The sequence below is a fragment of the Lutibacter agarilyticus genome, from assembly GCF_900188235.1.
Lineage (GTDB): Bacteria > Bacteroidota > Bacteroidia > Flavobacteriales > Flavobacteriaceae > Lutibacter > Lutibacter agarilyticus.
On sequence record NZ_FZNT01000006.1, the window covers coordinates 126,726 to 149,174 of the forward strand.

The window sequence follows — 22,449 nt, forward strand, 5'->3', positions numbered from 1 at the left end:
AAATATAGAAGATGAGAACTAAATCTAAGAAAGAAAATAAAATTAATGTAGTTACTTTAGGATGCTCTAAAAACGTTTACGACAGTGAAGTTTTAATGGGGCAACTAAAAGCAAATGATAAAAATGTAGTGCACGAAGATGAAAACGACGATGGAAACATTGTGGTGATTAATACGTGTGGCTTTATTGGTGATGCTAAGGAAGAATCTATCAATACAATTTTACATTATGTAAATAAAAAAGAATTAGGTGAAGTAGATAGAGTGTATGTATCAGGTTGCTTAAGTGAACGTTATAAACCCGATTTGCAAAAAGAAATTCCTGATGTTGACGAATATTTTGGAACACATGATTTGCCTAATTTATTGAAAGTTTTAGATGCAGATTACAAACACGAGCTTATAGGAGAGCGTTTAACTACAACGCCTACACATTACGCTTATTTAAAAATTGCAGAAGGTTGTGACAGGCCTTGTTCTTTTTGTGCAATTCCTTTGATGAGAGGTAAACACGTTTCAACACCTATTGAAGATTTAGTAACTGAAGCTACAAAATTAGCAAAGAAAGGAATTAAAGAGTTAATTTTAATTGCTCAAGATTTAACCTATTATGGTTTAGATATTTATAAAAAACGTGCGTTGGCCGATTTGTTAAAAGAGTTGGTTAAAATTGATGGAATTGAATGGATTCGTTTGCATTATGCATTTCCTACAGGATTTCCGCTAGATGTTTTAGAGGTTATTAAAAACGAACCTAAAGTTTGTAATTATTTAGATATTCCATTACAACATATCAATGATGAAGTTTTAAAATCTATGAGACGTGGAACTTCGCATGAAAAAACAACAAATTTAATTGCTGAATTTAGAAAATCTGTTCCAGATATGGCAATTAGAACGACTTTAATTGTTGGATATCCAGGTGAAACTGAAGAAGCTTTTCAAGAATTAAAAGATTGGGTACAAGAAATGCGTTTTGAGCGTTTAGGTGCTTTTGCGTATTCACACGAAGAAAATACACATGCAGCTAGTTTAGTTGATGATGTTCCTGAAGACGTAAAACAGCAACGTGTAAATGATATTATGGATATTCAAAGTCAGATTTCTTTTGAATTGAACCAAGAAAAAGTAGGTAAAACGTTTAAAGTTATTATTGATAGAAAAGACGGTAACGATTTTGTTGGAAGAACAGAATTTGATTCTGCCGATGTTGATAATGAAGTTTTAATTGATGCTACAAAACATTACGTTCAAGTTGGTAAGTTTGCCAATATAAAAATTACTTCAGCAACTGAGTTTGATTTATACGGAGAACCTGTTTAGAAATTAGAATTAAGGATATAAAAAAAGCGAGCTAAGGCTCGCTTTTTTTGTTTATCTCTAAATTTAATTCAAGAAAACTGCATTCGTAAAAAATAATTTTCCATTTTCCCAAAACGATCTAAATAAAGGATTGTCGGTCATATATATAAGTTTACCACGACCTTTATTTTCAATTCCAAAAAGTAAAGAGTTCGAAACATTTTTTAATGCTTTTTCTCCTGCATATCCAGAAATTGGAGTAGTTTCTTTAGGGAAAAATCCAACATTTACACCTTTTTCTAGTAATTTATAAGCATTTGAGTTTAATTTTAAACTGTAATAATTTTGTTTGTAACCAAATGCTAAAGGGTGAGTATTATCAATGGTGCTTTTAAAAATAGTTCCCGTAATTTCACCTTCAAAATAACTAGCTTCAAGTTGATTATAAGGTGTTAAATTTTCGGTAATGCTATCTTTATCAGTGTTGTCTTTTTTACTTTTCAATACAAAACCTTCTTTATCAGCAAAACTTTTTAAGGCACTTCCAATAGCTATTACTGTACCTCCATCAATAGTGAATTTTGATAGTAATTTTAGGCTTTCTTTGTTTGAACGATAGCCGTCAGGTAAAATTAATACTTGATATTTTGAAAATGTAACCTGATTTAAATCGTTAGCGTTTATAACATTCAAAGGATACTTTAATTGCGTTTCAAAAAAGTGCCAAATTTCACCAAAACTTAATGATGATGTTCCTTTACCGCCTAAAACAGCCACTTTTTTAGGTTTAATTAATTTCATATAATCTGAGCCAAAATCGGGTCCGGCATCAGAAAAACCTGTTTCAGTTGTTTGTAGATTTTGAGAATTTGCAGCGGCTATTTTCAGAACAGTTTCATTAAAATTTTGAAGGTGTTTATTTTCACCCTTCATAATTACTAAGGCTCCTTTATTGAATGCCTTTCCTTCAACAGTAAAACCTTTTTGACTAAAGCGTACATTAAAACCTTTTTCTAATAAATCACCTAAAAATGCTGCATCTTTAACAGTATTCCAATTGCTTATATAGGCGTATATATTTTGATTGCTAGGTGTTGTAAGTGTAATGTTTTGATTCGTTTTTTCTGATTTTTGAAGTGAAACTTCCGAAGAAAATCCTTGTAAACCATAAGCAAAAGGAATATTCCAAGCGGTAATATCATAAGTAATTGGTGTAGAAAGTTCAGCTTCTAACTCAAACAAAACTTTCACCATTTTTCCTTTTGGCTGATTTGTTGGTACAATTAAATCATTGTTAGAGATATGAAGCTTACTACTTTTTCCTGTTTCATAATTAAAAGCATTGATGGTTTTTTCCGAAGAAAAATAACTAATAATTTCATGTTTATTTAAAAGTTGAACAACAGCATTTATTTTTTTAGAGTTACCCTTTAAAATATAGCTTTTGGTTTTTTGGTTTGTGTTATCAAAGAATTTACCAAATTCAGTAATCATTTTCGAAGTATTTTTTGATGCAACTTCAACAGTTGAAAGCCCTGTAGTTGTATGGTGAGCAATTCTATCTTTTAAAGTTAACACGGTATTGTTTTCGGTAACAATTCCTAATCCAGCCATTCCGTGACCAGCTTGCTCGTAAGTCATACCAATGGCTCCCATATAAGTTGGGTAGGTATCTCCATAGCTTGGGTAAAATAAATCGAACGATTCTTTTGTAAAATATCTCCAACCTTTTTTGTCGAAGTATTTGGCATGGTTTTTACCTATTTCAATCTGAAAATTGCGTTGCCAATCTGTAATTATTTCATGAAAAGGCTCAGCGCCTGGAGCAAAATAATATGGATTGTTAATAAATTGCTCGTGAAAATCTACGTGAATATGAGGCATCCAAGCATTGTAAACTTTCAAACGTTGTTGCGTTTCTATTTGAGTTGCCCAAGCCCAATCTCTATTTAAATCGAATAAATAATGGTTTGGTCTTCCGCCTGGCCAAGGTTCTTGATGCTCAATAACATCTGGATTTGTGTTAAACGGAGCGCTCTTAGTTTGGTTGTACCAGTTTACATAGCGATCTCTTCCGTCAGGATTCACAGAAGGGTCAATAATAACCAAGGTATTTTTTAACCAATTTTGTTTTTCAGTTATCAATTTATACAAAGTTAGCATGGATGCTTCAGAACTTGAAGCTTCGTTTCCGTGCACATTATAACTTAACCAAACAATGCCTACTTCTGAAGTTGCTTCACCATTTAAAATACCTGTTCTTTTTAAATTATCTTTTCTAATTTGTTCTAAATTCTCAATATTTTCTTCCGAAGAAATAAAAGAGATATACAATGGTCGGTGCTCATTAGTTTCTCCGTATTTTTTTAACTCAGTAGTTTTTGAATGTTCACTTACATATTTAAAATATGCAACAACTTGGTGATTTCTTGTAAATCGTGTTCCTAATTCGTACCCTAAAAATTCTGACGGAGATTGAATAGTTTGCGATTTTATTGAGAAGGAAAAGGCAATAATAGCAACTAAAAGTGAGATTGTTTTTTTCATTGAAAAATTAATTTAAGGGTCAAATGTACTTAAATTTTATGTAGGTGATTTTATATAAAAGTGTTTTTTAGTTAAAATAATGTTAGATATATTAGTGTTAACCGACAAACTATTTAAATTTAGTATTTTTATAAAAATTAAAACCCATTAAAATGAGTAGTAGTATTGAAGAAGATTATGATTTTGAAATGCATTGGACCAATGCTTACAGAAAAACTCCTGTAACCAGCTTAGGTTGGTATGAAGAAACTCCAACCAAATCATTAGAATTAATAGGTGAATGCAATTTAGCTGAAGATGCATTTATTTTTAACGCAGGAGCAGGAGCAAGTACTTTAATTGAATGTTTGTTAAATGATGGGTTTACAAATATTGTGGTAAATGATATTTCTGCATCGGCACTGGTTGAACTAAAAAATAGTTTATCAAAACACAATCATTCAAACGTAGAATTTATTGTTGATGATTTAACAAACCCTTCTTCATTATTAAAACTAAAAAATGTTGATCTTTGGCATGACAGGGCTGTTTTGCATTTTTTTACTTCTGAAGAGCAACGAATAAATTATTTTAATTTGTTGAAAAAAGCGGTAAAAGTTAGTGGTTTTGTTATTTTAGCTGAATTTAATTTAGAAGGAGCTAAAAAATGTTGTGGTTTAGATGTTTTCAATTATAATGAAGTAATGCTTCAAGAGTATTTAGGTGCTGATTTTGAGTTGTTAAAGTCATTTAATTATACCTATACACAACCATCAGGAAACACACGAGAATACGTATACACTTTATTTAAAAGAAGCGCATAAGAATACATGAAAGTACATAATATTCCTTTTCAAGAAACAGGTTATTTTTCAAAATTAATGGGAGATTATTTAGATAAGAACCCAAAATTAAGTGATTTTTACAACAATTTTCCAAATTTAAACGGATTTAAAAATCAGTTAGCATTAAAACAATCGTTTCCAGTAAAAACTAGAAATGTGTTGGTTGATGCGTTAAAAAAGCAATATGTTTCAATAGCAATTTCAGACGCTACAGCTAAAAATATTGAACAATTACAATTAGAAAACACCTTTACAATAACTACAGGGCATCAGTTAAATATATTTACGGGTCCGTTGTATTTTTTATATAAAATTGTTTCAACCATAAATTTAACAACGCAGTTAAAAAAGCAATTTCCTAATAGCAATTTTGTACCTGTATATTGGATGGCTACGGAAGATCACGATTTTGAAGAAATAAATTATTTTAATTTCAAAGGAAAAAAAATAGCTTGGGAACAAGAGAGTAGTGGTGCTGTTGGGAGATTAAAAACAACCGATTTTGATACAGTTTTTAAAAACTTTTCACAAAAGTTAGGCAATTCTAACAACGAAAAATATATCAAAGATTTATTTCAGAAAGCATACATTTCACATAACAATTTAACCGAAGCTACACGCTATTTGGTAAATGAACTTTTTGGAAGTTATGGTCTGGTAATTATTGATGGTGATGATAGTACATTAAAAAATGAATTTTCACCCATTGTAAAAGATGAATTATTACATAAAACTTCGTTTAAAAATGTTTCATTAACCAATCAAAAATTAGGTGAAAATTATAATATTCAAGTAAATCCAAGAGAAATAAACTTATTTTATTTAAACAATGAACTAAGAGAACGTATTATTTTTGAAAATAATGTATTTAAAATTAACAATACTTCTATTGTTTTTTCTGAAGAAGAAATTCTTGCTGAACTAAAAACTCACCCTGAACGATTTAGTCCAAATGTAATTATGAGGCCGTTATACCAAGAAACCATTTTACCGAATCTTTGTTATATTGGTGGCGGTGGAGAAATAGCATATTGGTTTCAGTTAAAAAACTATTTTGAAGCTGTAAAAACTCCATTTCCAATTTTATTGTTACGTAATTCTGTTTTATTAGCTTCTGATAAACAGTTACTTAAAATGGGAAAGTTAAATATTTCGCTTCAAGAAATATTTTGCAAGCAAGAAGATCTAATTACCAAAAAAGTAAAAGAACTTTCAAAATTTTCGATAGATTTTTCGCAACAAAAAATATTTTTACAAGAACAGTTTAAAGGTTTAAAAGAACTTTCACTGCAAACTGATGCTTCTTTTTTAGGAGCTGTAAATGCGCAAGAGAAAAAGCAATTAAACGGATTGGCTAATTTAGAAAAAAGACTATTAAAAGCTCAAAAACGAAAATTAGCAGACCAAGTAACCAGAATTAAATTCATTCAAAATGAATTATTTCCAAACCAAAGTTTAGAAGAACGAACACGAAATTTTTCAGAAGTTTATTTAAATTTAGGAACCAATTTAATTCCGATGTTAATTGAAGCTTTAGATCCGTTAAAATTAGAATTTACGATTCTTGAATATTAGCAACAGGCTTTAAATGAATGTTGTTTTTTTTGTAGTTAATTACAACTTCAATAACTTTTTCTGCTTGTAATTTTTTAGATTCATCCTCTGATAATTCAAAATCTACAGGAGTATAATACACGCCGCTTTTTTGTATTTGATTAGATTCTATGGAGGTGTTATCTGAAGTTAACGTTAGTTTTCCTTCTTTAAAAATAAACGAAATGGTACAGCCAGTTCTTTTAATATTAATTTCATGAATACCAAATAACACCGTTTTTAAATACGGAAATCCGCCTAATTCTTCAACATCAGCATATAAAATATGTGTAGCACATACAGCATATTTAGTACCTTCTTTATAATCAATTTGATTGAGAATTTCAGAAGCATCAACAGTTGGTTTTGGTTTAAATAATTTTGAAAGAGAAAAAGCCATAGAAGGAATTTGTATTTTATTAATTATGGTATAATTGATTGTGCGTTAATTTATTACCGCAAGATTTACAACTGTCTGCAGCTCCTGAACCACCAGCACAGCCATTTGTACAAGTATAGTGATAAACACCTTTTGTGTTTTGAGCTGGAGTAGGAGCTTTTGGAGCTGCTTGTGGCGTTTTTTGTGTTGGATTTGTAGCGTTACTCTCAACTTTTAGAGGTCCCGATTTTAATAAGTCATTCGCGTGGTAAGCTGTATTGTGTGTATATGGATTTTTACATACTGGGCAATTTCCAGCCGCATCACCACCGCTATTTTCGCACTTGTTTTCACAAATATAATGTTGCACTTTTTTAACGGTGTTTTTAGAGTTTACAACTTTAGTTTTTTCTTCTTTACAGGAAATAGTAAGAACAACAATTAGTAGCACTAAAAAATTTAAAAGTTTCATAAACGTATATTTTTGTGAGTTGTAAAAATCAAATATACTATAAAAACTAAAACTGTTTAATTTTTAATGTTGAAATTCTAAATAACGGCAGTTATTCTTTAATTGAAAAACTTTGAATGGCTTTATTTGGCTCAATAATTGTTTCTTCTGCCCAAAAGTTAGCATCGTATTTAGCTAAGTGTGTAGGTTGAAAGTCTTTATTTTCGGTAATAGTTTCAAATTCAGCTTTATCAATTGCGTTAGTTTCATATACAAGGTATTCAAAACGCTCAAATGAGTTGATTTTAGCTTCAATTTTTAAAGCGACTTCATTTTGTTTTTTTCTACCTTTTACATGTTTATTCTTTTCAATAATTGTTAAAGGACGTTTAATGCCAAAATCCATTCCTTTATCTAGCTGTACAAAATACGGGAAATAGTTATTGTTTTCTTTTTTGAAAAAAACTTTTGATTGGTATAAATTAGAACTGTATGATAATCCTAAAAGAGAAAAATCTTTTAAGTTTTTTATATTTTTATAATCCATTTGTACAATAGCAAAATCATTTACATTAACAAACAAGGTTCCTTTGTACTCTTTACTTCCTTTAGGCTCAAAATTAATAATATAACAAGGTTCATTGTTTACAATGCTATATCCTTTAATGGTGTATTCGTATTTATTTAGTTTGTCTATTAAATTAAACGTAGGGTCTTCAGCATAAAATAAAGATTCGTATAAGTTTTTGATACTTGATTTTATATAAAATAATTTTCTTTTAGATTTTTCTGCAAGCGCGGCAGAGTCTTTTGCTTTTAATTTTTCTTCAATTTCTTTTGATTCCTTATTTTCAGCAATAATAGAATCTACTTGTACTTTACTGCCAAATATGCCCGATTTAATTTTTAAGTACGAATTTCTTTTTACGTTTTTATTTAAAATTTCTTCTAATTTTTTAGATAAACCTTCCATTGAAAGGTTTACATCTTTATCGTACAATTCAGCGGCCTTAGAAATGATTAGCTTCTGATTTTCTAAATCGGTATAGTAATTCCCTAGTGTTTCTTGGTAATAGTCGGATTTACGTGGAATTAAGCCGTTAATACTATCAATTAATTTTTTATTGATTTCAGGGATACTAGATTCCTTCATATCCATTGTAAGTTTATTTACTGTAGTAATATAAGATTGTCTGTAAAATATTTTTTGATTTGAAAGTACATTTTGGTAGTTACTATCGATATGTTCTTCAACCAACTCCATAATCTCTTTGGCTGAATAGTTGTTTTTAGAAAGATATACCAAGTCTAAATTTTCAACTTCTTCTTTTAAATAAAGGATGCTGTCTTTTAAGCTATTTATAGCAAAACCTTTTTTTAGATAACCAACAGATGATATATAAATACTATCCTGATTTATTTTACTTAAATCTAAACTAAAGTTACCTTCTTCGTTGCTAATAATTCCTTTATTAGGAGCATAGGAAATACTTGCGTACGGAATAATTTCGTTGCTAATAGTATCTTTTAAGGTAGCTTGATAATTTTGAGCGTTGCTATTGAAAATACAACAAAAAATTAAAGTAAGTATAGCTAAATAGCTAAATGTTTTCATAACAATTAAAGTTTTTCGTATAAGTTGTATGACGAATATAATTTGAAATTGTTACCAATAGTGTTAAAAAAAAGCCATTCTTTATGAATGGCTTTTTAATTTAATAGTTTATTAACTTTTATAAATGAATTACTTCATCATAAGCATCAGCAACGGCTTCCATTACGGCTTCACTCATTGTTGGATGCGGGTGTATAGTTTTTAATACTTCGTGTCCTGTTGTTTCTAATTTTCTACCTAAAACAGCTTCAGCAATCATATCTGTAACTCCAGCACCAATCATATGGCAACCTAACCATTCGCCATATTTAGCATCAAAAATTACTTTTACAAATCCATCAGGTGTTCCAGCAGCTTTTGCTTTACCAGAAGCAGAGAAAGGGAATTTACCAACTTTAATTTCGTAACCAGCTTCAATTGCTTTAGCTTCAGTTAAACCAACACTTGCAATTTCAGGAGTTGCATACGTACAACCAGGAACATTTCCGTAGTCAATTTTTTCAGAATGTAAACCTGCAATTTTTTCAACACAAGTAATTCCTTCAGCAGAAGCAACGTGCGCTAAAGCCTGACCAGGAACAACATCACCAATTGCATAATAACCAGGAATATTAGTCTGGTAAAAATCGTTTACCAATATTTTATCACGGTCAACAATAATACCAACATCTTCTAAACCAATATTTTCAATGTTTGATTTAATTCCAACAGCAGAAAGTACAATATCAGCTTCTATAATTTCTTCACCTTTTTTAGTTTTTACAACAGCTTTTACACCATCTCCAGAAGTATCAACAGATTCTACAGAAGAATTAGTCATTACTTTAACACCAGATTTTTTGAAAGAACGTTCAAATTGTTTTGAAATATCAATATCTTCAACAGGTACTAGGTTTGGTAAAAACTCTACAACAGTTACTTCAGTTCCCATTGCATTGTAAAAATGAGCAAACTCTACACCAATTGCTCCAGAACCAACAACAATCATTTTTTTAGGTTGTGTAGGTAAAGTCATTGCTTGGCGATATCCAATTACTTTTTTACCATCTTGGGGTAAATTAGGTAACTCACGTGAACGTGCACCTGTAGCAATAATAATATGATCTGCACTATATTCAGTAACCGTACCATCGGCAGCAGTTACATCAACTTTTTTACCAGCTTTAATTTTTCCAAAACCGTCAATAACGTCAATTTTGTTCTTTTTCATTAAGAATTGAACACCTTTGCTCATTCCTTCAGCAACATTTCTACTACGTTTTACTACAGCTTCAAAATCTTTATCAATAGCTTCGGCTTTTAAACCATATTCATCTACGTGTTTTAAATAATCGTAAACTTGCGCACTTTTTAATAATGCTTTGGTTGGTATACAACCCCAGTTTAAACATATTCCACCTAAATTTTCTTTTTCAACTACGGCAACTTTAAATCCAAGTTGCGATGCTCTAATAGCTGTAACATAACCTCCAGGGCCACTACCAATAATTATAACGTCGTATTTCATGTTCTATATATTTTTTTATTCAATGCTGAATTTCGCAGCAAATTTACTTATTTTTTAACTGAATTGATTTAAGAATTCGTTAATTCTTCAACTCCTTTTTTTCTAATATCGTAATTTTTAGCCTTTAAGCTGCGTATTACATGCGTTCAGGAACACTAATTCCTAATAATTTAAAAGCATCTTTAATAATAATGCTCACTTTTAATGAAAGCTGTGTTCTAAATATTTTTTCATTTTCATTTTCACAACCTAAAATAGGAACAGTTTGATAAAATGAATTGTATTCTTTTACTAAATCATAAGTGAAGTTTGCAATTAACGCCGGGCTATGATTTTTAGCTGCATTTTGAATTACTTCAGGGAATAACTGAATTTGTTTTATCAATGATATTTCTTTTGAATGCAATGAAATATCTTCAGAAGTAATTTCAACAGTATAATCAAAAGTAGCCTTTCTTAATATAGATTGAATTCGAGCATAGGTGTATTGAATAAACGGACCTGTATTACCTGCAAAATCTACAGATTCCTCCGGATCAAATAAAATACGTTTTTTAGGATCAACTTTTAAGATGTAATATTTTAAAGCACCTAAACCAATAGTTTTGTACAATGCTTCTTTTTCATCATCGGCATAACCGTCTAACTTTCCTAATTCTTGAGAAATAGTTCTAGCTGTGTTGGTCATTTCAAGCATTAAATCATCAGCATCAACTACGGTTCCTTCTCTAGATTTCATTTTACCGCTTGGTAAATCAACCATTCCGTAAGATAAATGATACAAGTTTTTAGCCCAATCAAACCCTAATTTTTCAAGAATTAAAAATAGTACTTTAAAGTGGTAATCTTGTTCATTACCAACAGTGTAAACCAATTCATTTAAATCGTAGTCTTTAAAACGCTCAATAGCGGTTCCAATATCTTGGGTCATATAAACTGCAGTACCGTCAGATCTTAAAACAATTTTCTCATCCAAACCTTCTTCGGTCAAATCAATCCAAACTGAACCATCTTCCTTTTTATAAAAAATGCCTTTTTCTAACCCATCAGCCACCACATCTTTTCCTAATAAATAGGTGTTACTTTCGTAATAGTTTTTGTCAAAATCTACTCCTAATTCTTTATAAGTTTCATCAAAACCAGTATACACCCACTGGTTCATAGTTTTCCATAGATTAACAATTTCAGCATCACCAGATTCCCACTTCAATAACATTGCTTGAGCTTCTAATAATAAAGGAGCTTGTTTTTTAGCTTCTTCTTCGGTTTTGCCTTCTGAAATTAATTGAGCTATTTCTTGTTTGTATTCTTGGTCGAATTTCACATAATAATTTCCAACCAGTTTATCACCTTTTAAACCTGTACTTTCTGGAGTTTCTCCATTTCCAAAACGTTGCCACGCTAACATACTTTTACAAATATGAATTCCACGGTCGTTTATAATTTGCGTTTTGTAAACTTTTTTTCCTGAGGCAGCAATAATTTCAGCAACAGAATAGCCTAATAAATTATTACGTATATGTCCTAAATGAAGTGGCTTATTGGTGTTTGGTGAAGAATATTCAACCATTACCGCTTTTTCATTTTCTTTAGGCTCAATGATCCCAAACTTGTCTGTTTTTAGAATGCTATTAAAGCTAGAAATAAAGAATGAATCGGAAATCACCAAGTTTAAAAAGCCTTTAACAACGTTAAAATCTTCAACTTCAGCAACGTTTAATTTTAAATATTCACCAATTTTAGTACCTATTTCAACAGGATTTCCTTTTACATAGCGTAAAAAAGCAAAAACTACAATGGTAATATCACCTTCAAAATCTTTTCTAGTAGCTTGAAATTCAACAGTATCAATTTCTTTATCGTAAATTTCTTTAAACCCTTTTTTTACAGCGAGTTCTAAATTATGTTGCATAATTTTAATTAAATATTAGGAAGTGCAAAAGTACACAATTTTTAAAAGTTTAAATTGTATTTTTGTTGAAAATTAAAGGGATGGACGCGTTTTTAAAAGAGTTACCAGAATTAGCAAAAGAAAAACACTTAGAAACAAAAAAGTATTTTGCTAGATTAAAGAAAAGAACACCTAAAAATTTAGATGTTGTAATGAAAGATTTGCACCAAAAAGAGTTTAAGAAAACAGACTGTTTAACGTGTGGAAATTGTTGTAAAACTACAAGCCCAATATTCACAAATAAAGATATTGAGCGTATTGCTAAATCTATGAAAATGAGGGTTGTTAATTTTATAGCGCAATATTTGGAAAGAGATGGTGATGATTTTTATGTGTTAAAAACAGCCCCTTGTACTTTTTTTGATGAAAGTGATAATACTTGTTTTATTTATGATGTTCGCCCAAAAGCTTGTGAAGAATATCCACATACTAACAGAAGAAAGTTTATTCAATTAACAGACCTAACGTTAAAGAATACAGAGGTTTGCCCAGCAGTATATAATATTGTGGAAGCATTAAAAATTAAATTACCGTTTGTAGGAGGTAAAAAATAAACAGTTATATTATGCCAAATTTTTCAAAAAAATCATTTTTTATATTACTATTTTTTTTAGTTACATTTTTAAACGCCCAAAATGTATTATATATTTATGGAGATGTTTCTGCAGAAGGAGATATACCTTCAGGGGTTAAAGAACCATTTCATCAAATGCGTTTAAATGATACTGGCGATTTAGGGATGAGTCAGTTTTTAAATGCTTTGGAAGAAGTTAAATTAAATGTAACGGAAGTGTATGATCAGGAAATTGAATTTACCTCAAAAAGTTTAGAAAATATTGATGTATTAATTTTAGGATCTAACCAACGTATGTTTTCTGAAAATGAAGCAGATGTAGTTGCTACATGGGTTAAAAATGGTGGCGGAATGGTAGTGTGGTCTGATAGTGCATTTGGAGGTGAGTATAAGGTAGTTGGTGTTGATAATGAAACAGGAAGAAATTCAGATAATATAATCACGGAACAATTTGGAATGGAGTTTTTAACAGATAATGGAGCGGGAAATTATTTAGTGAAAGATTATACTGAAAATCATTTTTTGAACGCCAATAATAAAAATGGTGGTGTAAAGTTTAGGGGGGAAGGAGTAAGTTTTGTACGTGTTTCTCCACCAGCAAAAATATTAGCCAAAGCTCAAGAAGGTGGTTTAGGAGGTGCATTAAGAGTAAATAAAAATGATGGAGTTTTTAATATAGAAACAGATGCGGCTTTAGCAGTTTCAACAATTGGAAAAGGTAGAGTGGTTGGTTTATTTGATCGAAATTTATTTTGGAATGCAGGAGCAGGTACACGTTTAAGCCATTCAGATAATAGAGAATTTACCCAACGATTAATGTTGTTTGCTGCAGGAGTTGAAGATGAAAGTAGAATTTCATTAGAGGTAAATAAAATTAATAAAGGAATTAATAACCCACCAAAAATTACGATTAACCATAATTTAGAAAAGAATAAATTTGTTAATATAACCACCGTAATTGAAGACAATGATACAGACGATATTTATCCTGAAATTCATTGGAAACAGCTTAGTGGACCTGCGCAAGGAGTGTTTGAAAATAACAACCCAAACACCTTAACACCAGTAATTGAATTACCAAAAAAAGGTACTTATGTTTTTCAAGCAATTATAAATGATGGTGAATTTGATTTCAGAAAAAAGATTAAAGTAACTAAGAGTTAAATTTGTCAAAGAAACCCGAAAAGCTTAATTGTATATTAAATACTTCTTTCTAATTTTTTTAAAAGCTTCAATTTTTGGTTGCCATGAATCTTGAATTTCTTTGGCTGAAAGTCCGTTTTTAAGTTGCTGTTCAAGTTCTAAACTGCCTGCGTGTATGGTAAAAGTACTTCCAAAGAATTTTTCTGTTGAGGGTGTTTTATTATAAGCATCAATCAACCATTCAATATTTACAGCGCTTAATTTTGAAGTATTTTTTAAATCTATACCATAACATAATTTACTTTGATGTTTAGGGTATTTTGATCCAAAATTAGGTTCAGGTGTGTAACTAAACTCACTTTTTGGAAAAAAAGGAGCACCATATTGCTGAAATTGATATTCGGTTCCGCGCCCAGCGTTGATAATTGTTCCTTCAAAAAAACCTAAACTTGGGTATAAATTAATAGCAATATCGTTTGGTAAATTAGGAGAAGGACGAATAGCCAAATGGTACGTGCTTTTATGTTTGTAATTTTTTAAAGGAATTACCGTTAAATTACAAGTTGAATTGTTTTTAAGCCAACCTTCACCATTTATCATTTGTGCATATTCCCCAATGGTCATTCCGTAAACTAACGGAACAGGGTGCATTCCCACAAAACTTTTGTATTCAATGTTCAATGTTGGTCCGTCAATATAATGTCCGTTTGGGTTTGGTCGATCTAAAACTATCAACGAAATTTTATTTTCAGCACAAGCTTTCATAACGTAATGCAACGTAGAAATATAGGTATAAAAGCGAACACCAACATCTTGAATATCAAAAATAACTACATCAATTCCCTTTAATTGTTCAGGGGTAGGTTTTTTGTTTTTCCCATATAAAGAAACAATAGGTAAACCTGTTTTAACATCTATGCCGTCTGCTACTTTTTCACTAGCATCTGCTTTCCCTCTAAAGCCATGTTCAGGAGAAAACACTTTTTTTATGTTGATTTTTAACTTCAATAATGAATCTATTGAATGGGTATAAGTTTCAACTTCATTCTTAAATATTACAGAAGTTTGGTTGGCAACAATGGCAATATTTTTGTTCTTCAAAAGTTGTAAATACTCAACTGTTTGTTGTGCACCGGTTTCAATTTTTGAAATTGAAGTAGTATTTTTTTTGGTTGAATTAGTTTCGGTAGTAGATTTATTGTTTTGACCACAAGAAATGAAGCTAAAAAACAAGCTGAAAACCAAGAAGAAATATGTATTTTTGAAAAATTTAGAAATCATTTATAAGTTGAATTACGAGTTATTTATAGCCAAGCGAATTATTGCTGCTAAACAGTATAAAAGTAGTATATCGTCACCAATAATAAAAATTGCAATTATTGCCATTTCATTGGGGATTGTTATTATGATGATTGCGATTGCGACAGGTATTGGCTTGCAACAAAAAATTAGAGAAAAAATTGCAGGTTTTAATGGGCATATTCAAATTACAAATTTTGATAATAATTATTCTGAAATTACCTTAGAATCCGTATCTACAAATCAAGAATTTTATCCTGAATTTAAAGAGATAGATAATATTGATAATGTACAGATTTTTGCTACTAAGGCAGGAATTATTAGAACGGCTTCAGACTTTGAAGGTATTATTTTAAAAGGTGTTTCTAATGATTATAATTGGCGTTTTTTTGAAGAATATATGGTGGCTGGAAAGTTGCCTGATTTTTCGCAAGATGTTTCTACCGATGTTTTAATTTCACAGGAAATTTCCAATCGTTTGCAAATTAATTTAGGTGATCAGTTCAATGTGTTGTTTGTAAAAGACGATCCTTCCAAAGCACCTTGGTTACGTGTGTTCACCGCTGTAGGAATTTACAATACCGGTTTTCAGGATTTTGATGAAAATTTTGTGATTGCTGATATTCGAAATATTCAAAAAATGAATCGTTGGGCAGTGGATGAAGTAGGGGGTTTTGAAGTGCTTATTTCTAATTTTGATGAAATTGAAGTTAAAAGTATAGAGGTTTATGAACAAACCGCTTCTACCTTAAATACACAAAATGTGATTGAAAAATACCCAGCTATTTTTGAATGGATTGGTTTATTTGATAACAATATTTACTTAATAATTGCAATTATGATTTTGGTTGCAGGTATTAATATGATTACAGCTTTACTTGTTTTAATTTTAGAACGCACTCAAATGGTGGGGATTTTAAAAGCGTTAGGAGCAAGTAATGTAAGCATACGTAAAGTATTTTTATACAATGCAGGTTACCTTATAATTAGAGGGTTGTTTTGGGGAAATTTAATTGGATTATCTATTTTATGTATTCAAAAATATACGGGTATTATTACGCTAGATCCCGAAACATATTACGTTACCAATGTGCCTGTTTATATAAATATTGGGTATATTATTTTGTTAAACATAGGTACGTTGCTGCTTTGTTTATTGATGTTGATAATTCCTTCAATAATTATTTCAAAAATAAATCCGGTGAAATCTATTAAGTTTGAGTAAAGCGATTTTGGGTTTACGATATTAGAAAATTAAATTTATAATATTAAACTCCAAACTCCTCCAAACTCCAAATTTTCAACTTCTAATATCAAACTTAGGTTTTTCATCTTCAGTATCTATACGTCTAATATCTACTATTTAATATCAACCTTAGGTATTTCTGACGTAGCAAATTGCTTATTGAATGTTTGTAGTTTATGCTAAATTAAATTTAAGCATAAATTTTATGAGTTGTTGTGCTTTCGTGCTTATTTTATGTCCTTCTGTAATTTATTAGGATTTTGTCTTGAGTCAAAAACTGTAATAATCTCAATCTCTTTTTTCTCAAAATTTACTCTGTAATAGAAAGTTATCTGCTTTGTTACAACACACTTAAATAAACCATTAAATTCAGATGACTGAGGACAACTTTCAGGCTGATCTGAAATTTGTTCAATTTTAGAAGTTTATTTTCAGCTAATTCTGATAAAAATACTTTCATTAAGAAATCTTTTTCAAAAAGTCATTGAACTCAACTCTTTTGCCTTTATTCAATTCTTTAATGCCTTTTTCTATTTCTTTTTGCTCAGACAAAGTTAATTCATTCCAAAAATCAACTTTTTCTTTTTGAATAAATTCCGTTATTTTCGCAATGAATTTATGATTCTCAATGTTGAGAATCATTTTTACTAGCTCAATTTTTGAAGTTTGAATATTCATAATATATTATTTCTTAAATCAAATTTACAAAAAAATCGGTTTATTGTCGGAACTAAATTTTTTTCGTGTGTATGAAGCACAACTTCTAATATTTAATATCAAACTTAAGTGTTTCATCTTCAGACTCAAAACTTCGAATATCAAATATCTACTATTTACTATCAACCTTCGATTTTCATCTTCAGTCTCAAAACTTCAAATATCAAATATCTACTATTTACTATTTAATATCAACCTTCGATTTTCCGTTTAGGTCTCAAAACTTCTAACTAAATTCACTAGTAAAGTGTAATTTAACTGAAGGATATTTACTCTGCGTCATCTGAATAGTAAACGCAGAATCTGCTAAAAACACTAATTGACCTTGTTTATCCTTTGCTAAAAAACGTTGTTTTACACGCTTAAACTCTTTAAATTCTTCATTTTTAGGGTCTTCAGGTTGTACCCAACAAGCTTTGTGTACAGGTAAATTTTCGTAGCTACATTTAGCTCCATATTCGTGCTCTAAACGGTATTGAATAACTTCATACTGTAATGCACCCACAGTACCAACAATTTTTCTACCATTTAAATCTAGGGTAAATAATTGCGCAACACCTTCATCCATTAATTGATCTAAACCTTTAAATAATTGTTTAGATTTTAAAGGATCGGCATTGTTTACATAACGGAAATGTTCTGGTGAAAAACTTGGAATTCCTTTAAAGTTTAAGTTTTCGCCTTCAGTTAGTGTATCTCCAATTTTAAAGTTTCCAGTATCTTGAATTCCTACAATATCTCCAGGGAATGATTCGTCTACAATTTCTTTCTTTTCAGCAAAAAAGGCATTCGGACTTGAAAATTTCATTTTTTTATTTAAACGAACATGTAAATATGGCGAATTACGTTTAAAAGTTCCCGATACAATTTTTATAAAAGCCAAACGGTTTCTATGATTTGGATCCATATTGGCGTGTATTTTAAATACAAAACCTGTAAGTTTTTCTTCTTTAGAATCAACCAAACGCTCTTCAGATTTTTTTGGTTGTGGTGTAGGAGCAATTTCAATAAAACAATCTAATAATTCTTTAACTCCAAAGTTATTTAAAGCAGAACCAAAAAACACTGGTTGTAAATCACCTTTTAAATATTCATTATTATCAAAAGGAGGGTAAACTTCTTCAACCAACTCTAATTCTTCACGTAAGGTTTCAGCAGCTTTATTTCCAATAATTTCGTCTAATTCAGGAACCGAAATATCATTAAATTCAACACCTTCAGAAATAGTTTGTTTATTATCTCCAGAGAAAACATTTAATTTTTTTCCGAAGATATTGTAAATACCTTTAAAATCGTATCCCATACCAATAGGAAAACTTAGTGGAGTTACACGCAACCCTAATTTTTGTTCTACTTCATCCAATAAATCAAAGGCATCTTTTCCTTCACGGTCCATCTTATTGATAAAAACAATCATTGGGATTTTTCGCATTCTACAAACTTCAACCAATTTTTCTGTTTGTTCTTCAACCCCTTTTGCAACGTCAATAACCACAATTACACTATCAACAGCAGTTAAGGTTCTAAAGGTATCTTCTGCAAAATCTTTGTGACCAGGCGTATCTAAAATATTTATTTTTTTGTCCTTATAAATAAAAGCCAATACTGATGTAGCTACCGAAATACCACGTTGACGCTCAATTTCCATAAAATCGGAAGTTGCACCTTTTTTAATTTTATTATTTTTTACGGCACCTGCTTCCTGAATTGCACCACCAAATAATAATAACTTTTCAGTTAAAGTTGTTTTACCTGCATCGGGATGCGAAATAATACCAAAAGTTCGTCTGCGTTGTATTTCTTCTAAAAAACTCATCTGTGTATCTAAAATTTGTGTGGGTTTATTTCTTTAATTAATTTCGGTTTGCAAAAATATAAATAATTACCACACTATGTTAGCTATTTATGTAAGACTTTCAAAAGAAGATAATTATAAAATTTATTTACTTACCAATTAAAATAAATAAAACAGTATAAAAGTAAATTACCACAATCACATAATAAGATTTTTTACTATATTACCTTCAACACTAAATAATCACAAATACTATAAATTATGAAAATCAATAACATTTTAGAAGGCATTGGAAACACCCCAGTTGTGCGACTTGCTAAATTATTTCCAAATGCTAATGTTTGGATGAAACTTGAAAAAGCCAATCCAGGTGGAAGTATTAAAGATAGAATTGCATTAGCTATGATTGAGGATGCTGAAAAAAGAAATATTTTAACTCAAGACACAGAAATTATAGAACCAACTTCAGGAAATACGGGTATTGGCTTGGCAATGGTTGCTGCAGTAAAAAATTACAAGCTTACACTGGTAATGCCTGAATCAATGTCAGTTGAAAGAAGGGCTTTAATGGCGGCTTATGGGGCTAATCTTGTGCTTACTCCAAAAGAATTAGGATTAGGTGGTACCATAGCAAAAGCAAATGAGTTAGTGGCAAATAATAAAAATGCTTGGATGCCTTCCCAATTTACAAACCAAGCAAACCCTGAAATACACCGTAAAACAACTGCTTTAGAAATTGCGGCTGATTTTCCTGAAGGTTTTGATTATTTAATAACGGGTGTTGGTACAGGAGGCCATATTACAGGTATGTCGGAGGTTTTAAAAGAAAAATTCCCAAGCTTAAAAGTTATTGCTGTAGAGCCTAATGATTCAGCCATTATATCTGGTGAAGAACCAGGGCCTCATCCAATACAAGGTATTGGACCGGGTTTTTTTCCAGAAGTATTCAATAGAAACTCAATTGATGGTGTAATTAAAATAACAAAAGAAGAAGCGTTTTCTGAAGTTCAAAATATAGCAAATACTGAAGGTATTTTGGTGGGTATTTCTTCGGGAGCCTCTTTAGCAGCAGTTAGAAAACAATTAAAAACAATAAATACACCCTTAACAATAGTAACTATTAATTACGATACAGGAGAGCGCTATCTTTCTATTGAAGAGCTTTTTAAGAAGGATTAATTAAAATCTAAGAAGTTTTTATTTTACGTGCATTTATGTTTACTGTAATTACAACTGGTTATTTTATGGTAATACTTGATTTAATACCGTTAAAAAATTTCACATTATTGACTTTTAATATGGCGGTTATTACACATTCTTTTTTGTAAATTTGTTGCAATTCAAAAATAAATGAAAGAAGAACAAGTAATTTTAGTAAACGAAAAAGATGAGCAAATTGGCTTGATGCCAAAAATGGAAGCTCACGAAAAAGCGGTATTGCACCGTGCATTCTCAGTATTTGTATTTAATAGTAAACAACAATTAATGTTGCAACAAAGAGCTGCAGATAAGTATCATTCACCTTTATTGTGGACAAATACTTGTTGTAGTCACCAACGCAATGGAGAAAGTAATATTGAAGCAGGAAAAAGACGTTTACAAGAAGAAATGGGTTTTGTTTGTGAGTTAGAAGAGAAAACTTCATTTATTTACAAAGCACCTTTTGATAATGGCTTAACTGAACACGAATTAGACCATGTAATGGTTGGTTTTTATGATGAAGATCCAATTATTAATAAAGAGGAAGTAGAAAGTTTTAAGTATATGACTGTTGAAGAAGTGAAAGCTGATATGGAAGTAAACCCTCAGATGTATACCGAATGGTTTAAGATTATATTTGATAAATTTTATAGTTTTATTAAGCACTAATTATGAAAGTAACGGTTCATAGAAAAGCGCATTTTAATGCAGCGCATAGATTATACAACGCCGATTGGACAGATGCACGAAATGCGACTGTTTTTGGTAAATGCGCCAACCCAAATTATCACGGCCATAATTACGATTTAATTGTAGCTGTAAAAGGCGAGGTACATCCAGAAACTGGTTTTGTTATGGACATGAAAGTCCTAAAAAAATTGATTGAAGTTGAGATAGAAGATCAATTTGATCATAAAAATTTAAACGAAGAAGTTTCAGAATTTAAAAATTTAAATCCAACGGCTGAAAATATAGCCGTTGTGATTTGGAATAAATTAAGACCAAAAATTGATTCAAATTTAGAAATTTCAATCACATTATATGAAACGCCTCGAAATTATGTAACCTATTCAGGTGAATAATTAATTATCTTTTTTCTGTTTATTCAATTCATCTTGTAATTGACGTCTAACTTTTTGTTCGCGTTCTAAAGCTTTTTTACGATGCAATTCAAACTCCTCATCAAGCTCTTTTAAATCTAGTTTTGTTTGAGTAGTAATGCTATTACTTTGTTTGAATTTTGTAATAAAAAACAGTAATAATAGAGTTAAAATTACAATTACTGAAAACATGATGGTTTTAAAAGTTCCTTTATTAATTTGTATTCCAACTAAAGAAATACTTTGAATTTCATTATTTAAATTAGTAATAGTGGCTTCTGATGTATGTATCGCTAATTTAAGACTGTCAATGCTTTTCTTTTGGGAGTTTATTAATTTATCAGCAGCTATTATTTCTTTTTTTGAAGCTGAAATAGAATCGGTTACATTTTCTTTTAATTTATATAACCAGGTTGTTTTTACTACTTTATAATCTTGATAACGGTTGGAGTTTTTAATTAAATTATCGAATTGATTGCTTACTGAACCAGTATCAGTAAATTTCTTTACAGTCTGTCCAAAGGTTAAATTAACTGTGAATAGTAGTGTAAATAGTATGAGCGTTTTAGTTTTCATTTGTATAGAGGGGTATAATTAATATCTAGGTGTTTAACGAATGTTGTTGTGAGTTATTGTAAATAGGTGTAAAGTTTATTTAAAACGTTTATCCGATTTAAAGTTTTCTTTATCTATGTTTGTTTTTTTAGCAAGCCATCCTTTTTTAGTATTGAAGCGATTGTCAAAGTCTTCAAAAAAAGGTTTAATATCTAATAAAGGTGAATTATTCATCATATCCACGTCTAAAATATGAATTTTATTTTCATCAATGCGTTCAATTTCAACAATAGAAATTCCTAATTTATTAGGCCTTTTTGGAGATCGAGTAGCAAAAATTCCTTTAGGCTCAGTATCCATAAACGGAATTACTTCAAGCTGCGGTTCTTTTATTAAGTGCAGTTGGTAAATTAAAATAATATGAGAAAACTCTTCTAAATTTTTTAATCCATTTACATAATTTTCGTTTAAAACAATTGTGCCTTTAACTGTTTTTGCTCCAGTTGGTTGAATTGGCATATTTTCGGGTGTAACCCAAGGTGTTTTAATACTACCAATTATATCTAAGTTAATACTTTTCTCACTCATAAAACTGCTAATTTACATATTTTTCAAATTTATTTGGCTTTTGTGCATATATAAATAATAAAAA

The 22,449-nt window shown here is 30.2% G+C and carries 20 protein-coding genes; 9 read left to right on the forward strand and 11 right to left on the reverse strand.

Annotated elements, in window-relative coordinates; translation table 11 throughout:
• Positions 1 to 11: 11 nt before the first annotated feature.
• Positions 12 to 1,322, forward strand: a complete 1,311-nt coding sequence (gene rimO, locus CHB67_RS11105) for a 30S ribosomal protein S12 methylthiotransferase RimO (RefSeq protein WP_089381858.1) — start codon at positions 12 to 14, stop codon at positions 1,320 to 1,322.
• A gap of 63 nt (positions 1,323 to 1,385) precedes the next feature.
• Here the strand turns inward: rimO and CHB67_RS11110 are convergent, their stop codons facing one another.
• Positions 1,386 to 3,848 carry a M14 family metallopeptidase gene (locus CHB67_RS11110; protein ID WP_089381859.1) on the reverse strand — a complete coding sequence of 821 codons (2,463 nt, stop codon included), beginning with the start codon at positions 3,846 to 3,848 and terminating at the stop codon, positions 1,386 to 1,388.
• A 152-nt stretch (positions 3,849 to 4,000) separates the two neighbouring features.
• Here CHB67_RS11110 and CHB67_RS11115 point away from each other — a divergent pair, with 152 nt between their 5' ends.
• Both CHB67_RS11115 and bshC read left to right on the forward strand, forming a co-directional pair.
• Positions 4,001 to 4,651: a methyltransferase domain-containing protein gene (locus CHB67_RS11115; protein WP_245813518.1), complete on the forward strand. Its 651-nt coding sequence runs from the start codon at positions 4,001 to 4,003 to the stop codon at positions 4,649 to 4,651.
• Positions 4,652 to 4,657: 6 nt separating this feature from the next.
• Positions 4,658 to 6,247 carry a bacillithiol biosynthesis cysteine-adding enzyme BshC gene (bshC, locus tag CHB67_RS11120; RefSeq protein WP_089381860.1) on the forward strand — a complete coding sequence of 530 codons (1,590 nt, stop codon included), beginning with the start codon at positions 4,658 to 4,660 and terminating at the stop codon, positions 6,245 to 6,247.
• On the opposite strand, the gene CHB67_RS11125 is transcribed toward bshC, so the two are convergent.
• From CHB67_RS11125 to argS, 5 genes are all read right to left on the reverse strand, one after another.
• Entirely contained in the window at positions 6,228 to 6,665 is a 438-nt protein-coding gene (locus CHB67_RS11125) for a hypothetical protein (protein WP_089381861.1), read from the reverse strand. The genes bshC and CHB67_RS11125 overlap by 20 nt on opposite strands.
• 19 nt (positions 6,666 to 6,684) lie before the next feature.
• Positions 6,685 to 7,116 (reverse strand): hypothetical protein, encoded by a 432-nt coding sequence (locus CHB67_RS11130; protein ID WP_089381862.1) that lies wholly within the window; start codon positions 7,114 to 7,116, stop codon positions 6,685 to 6,687.
• Between the two features lie 91 nt (positions 7,117 to 7,207).
• Complete coding sequence (locus CHB67_RS11135) at positions 7,208 to 8,710, reverse strand: peptidase associated/transthyretin-like domain-containing protein (protein ID WP_089381863.1); 1,503 nt, start codon at positions 8,708 to 8,710, stop codon at positions 7,208 to 7,210.
• Between the two features lie 118 nt (positions 8,711 to 8,828).
• Positions 8,829 to 10,217, reverse strand: coding sequence for a dihydrolipoyl dehydrogenase (gene lpdA, locus CHB67_RS11140; protein WP_089381864.1), 1,389 nt, complete (start codon positions 10,215 to 10,217; stop codon positions 8,829 to 8,831).
• 136 nt (positions 10,218 to 10,353) lie between these two features.
• Positions 10,354 to 12,129 carry an arginine--tRNA ligase gene (gene argS / locus CHB67_RS11145; RefSeq protein ID WP_089381865.1) on the reverse strand — a complete coding sequence of 592 codons (1,776 nt, stop codon included), beginning with the start codon at positions 12,127 to 12,129 and terminating at the stop codon, positions 10,354 to 10,356.
• 80 nt (positions 12,130 to 12,209) lie between these two features.
• Between argS and CHB67_RS11150 the strand changes: the two genes are divergently transcribed.
• A complete protein-coding gene (locus tag CHB67_RS11150; RefSeq protein ID WP_089381866.1) occupies positions 12,210 to 12,722 on the forward strand; it encodes a YkgJ family cysteine cluster protein in 513 nt (170 codons plus the stop codon).
• Positions 12,723 to 12,733: 11 nt separating this feature from the next.
• Positions 12,734 to 13,906: a hypothetical protein gene (locus CHB67_RS11155; RefSeq protein WP_089381867.1), complete on the forward strand. Its 1,173-nt coding sequence runs from the start codon at positions 12,734 to 12,736 to the stop codon at positions 13,904 to 13,906.
• Between the two features lie 24 nt (positions 13,907 to 13,930).
• On the opposite strand, the gene CHB67_RS11160 is transcribed toward CHB67_RS11155, so the two are convergent.
• Positions 13,931 to 15,166: an exo-beta-N-acetylmuramidase NamZ family protein gene (locus tag CHB67_RS11160; protein WP_089381868.1), complete on the reverse strand. Its 1,236-nt coding sequence runs from the start codon at positions 15,164 to 15,166 to the stop codon at positions 13,931 to 13,933.
• A gap of 7 nt (positions 15,167 to 15,173) precedes the next feature.
• Here CHB67_RS11160 and CHB67_RS11165 point away from each other — a divergent pair, with 7 nt between their 5' ends.
• Positions 15,174 to 16,409 (forward strand): ABC transporter permease, encoded by a 1,236-nt coding sequence (locus CHB67_RS11165; RefSeq protein ID WP_089381869.1) that lies wholly within the window; start codon positions 15,174 to 15,176, stop codon positions 16,407 to 16,409.
• A 480-nt stretch (positions 16,410 to 16,889) separates the two neighbouring features.
• Here CHB67_RS11165 and CHB67_RS11175 read toward each other — a convergent pair whose 3' ends face one another.
• Positions 16,890 to 17,108 (reverse strand): hypothetical protein, encoded by a 219-nt coding sequence (locus CHB67_RS11175; RefSeq protein WP_089381870.1) that lies wholly within the window; start codon positions 17,106 to 17,108, stop codon positions 16,890 to 16,892.
• Positions 17,109 to 17,373: 265 nt separating this feature from the next.
• Positions 17,374 to 18,963 (reverse strand): peptide chain release factor 3, encoded by a 1,590-nt coding sequence (locus CHB67_RS11180; RefSeq protein WP_089381871.1) that lies wholly within the window; start codon positions 18,961 to 18,963, stop codon positions 17,374 to 17,376.
• A 240-nt stretch (positions 18,964 to 19,203) separates the two neighbouring features.
• Here CHB67_RS11180 and cysK point away from each other — a divergent pair, with 240 nt between their 5' ends.
• From cysK to CHB67_RS11195, 3 genes are all read left to right on the forward strand, one after another.
• Positions 19,204 to 20,121: a cysteine synthase A gene (cysK, locus tag CHB67_RS11185; protein WP_089381872.1), complete on the forward strand. Its 918-nt coding sequence runs from the start codon at positions 19,204 to 19,206 to the stop codon at positions 20,119 to 20,121.
• Positions 20,122 to 20,292: 171 nt separating this feature from the next.
• On the forward strand, positions 20,293 to 20,811 hold the full coding sequence (idi, locus tag CHB67_RS11190; RefSeq protein ID WP_089381873.1) for an isopentenyl-diphosphate Delta-isomerase: 519 nt from the start codon (positions 20,293 to 20,295) through the stop codon (positions 20,809 to 20,811).
• 2 nt (positions 20,812 to 20,813) lie between these two features.
• Positions 20,814 to 21,224, forward strand: a complete 411-nt coding sequence (locus CHB67_RS11195) for a 6-pyruvoyl trahydropterin synthase family protein (RefSeq protein WP_089381874.1) — start codon at positions 20,814 to 20,816, stop codon at positions 21,222 to 21,224.
• Here CHB67_RS11195 and CHB67_RS11200 read toward each other — a convergent pair whose 3' ends face one another.
• Both CHB67_RS11200 and tsaA read right to left on the reverse strand, forming a co-directional pair.
• Positions 21,225 to 21,818 carry a hypothetical protein gene (locus tag CHB67_RS11200; protein ID WP_089381875.1) on the reverse strand — a complete coding sequence of 198 codons (594 nt, stop codon included), beginning with the start codon at positions 21,816 to 21,818 and terminating at the stop codon, positions 21,225 to 21,227. It lies immediately after the preceding gene.
• 75 nt (positions 21,819 to 21,893) lie between these two features.
• Entirely contained in the window at positions 21,894 to 22,385 is a 492-nt protein-coding gene (tsaA, locus tag CHB67_RS11205; RefSeq protein WP_089381876.1) for a tRNA (N6-threonylcarbamoyladenosine(37)-N6)-methyltransferase TrmO, read from the reverse strand.
• Positions 22,386 to 22,449 lie beyond the last annotated feature (64 nt).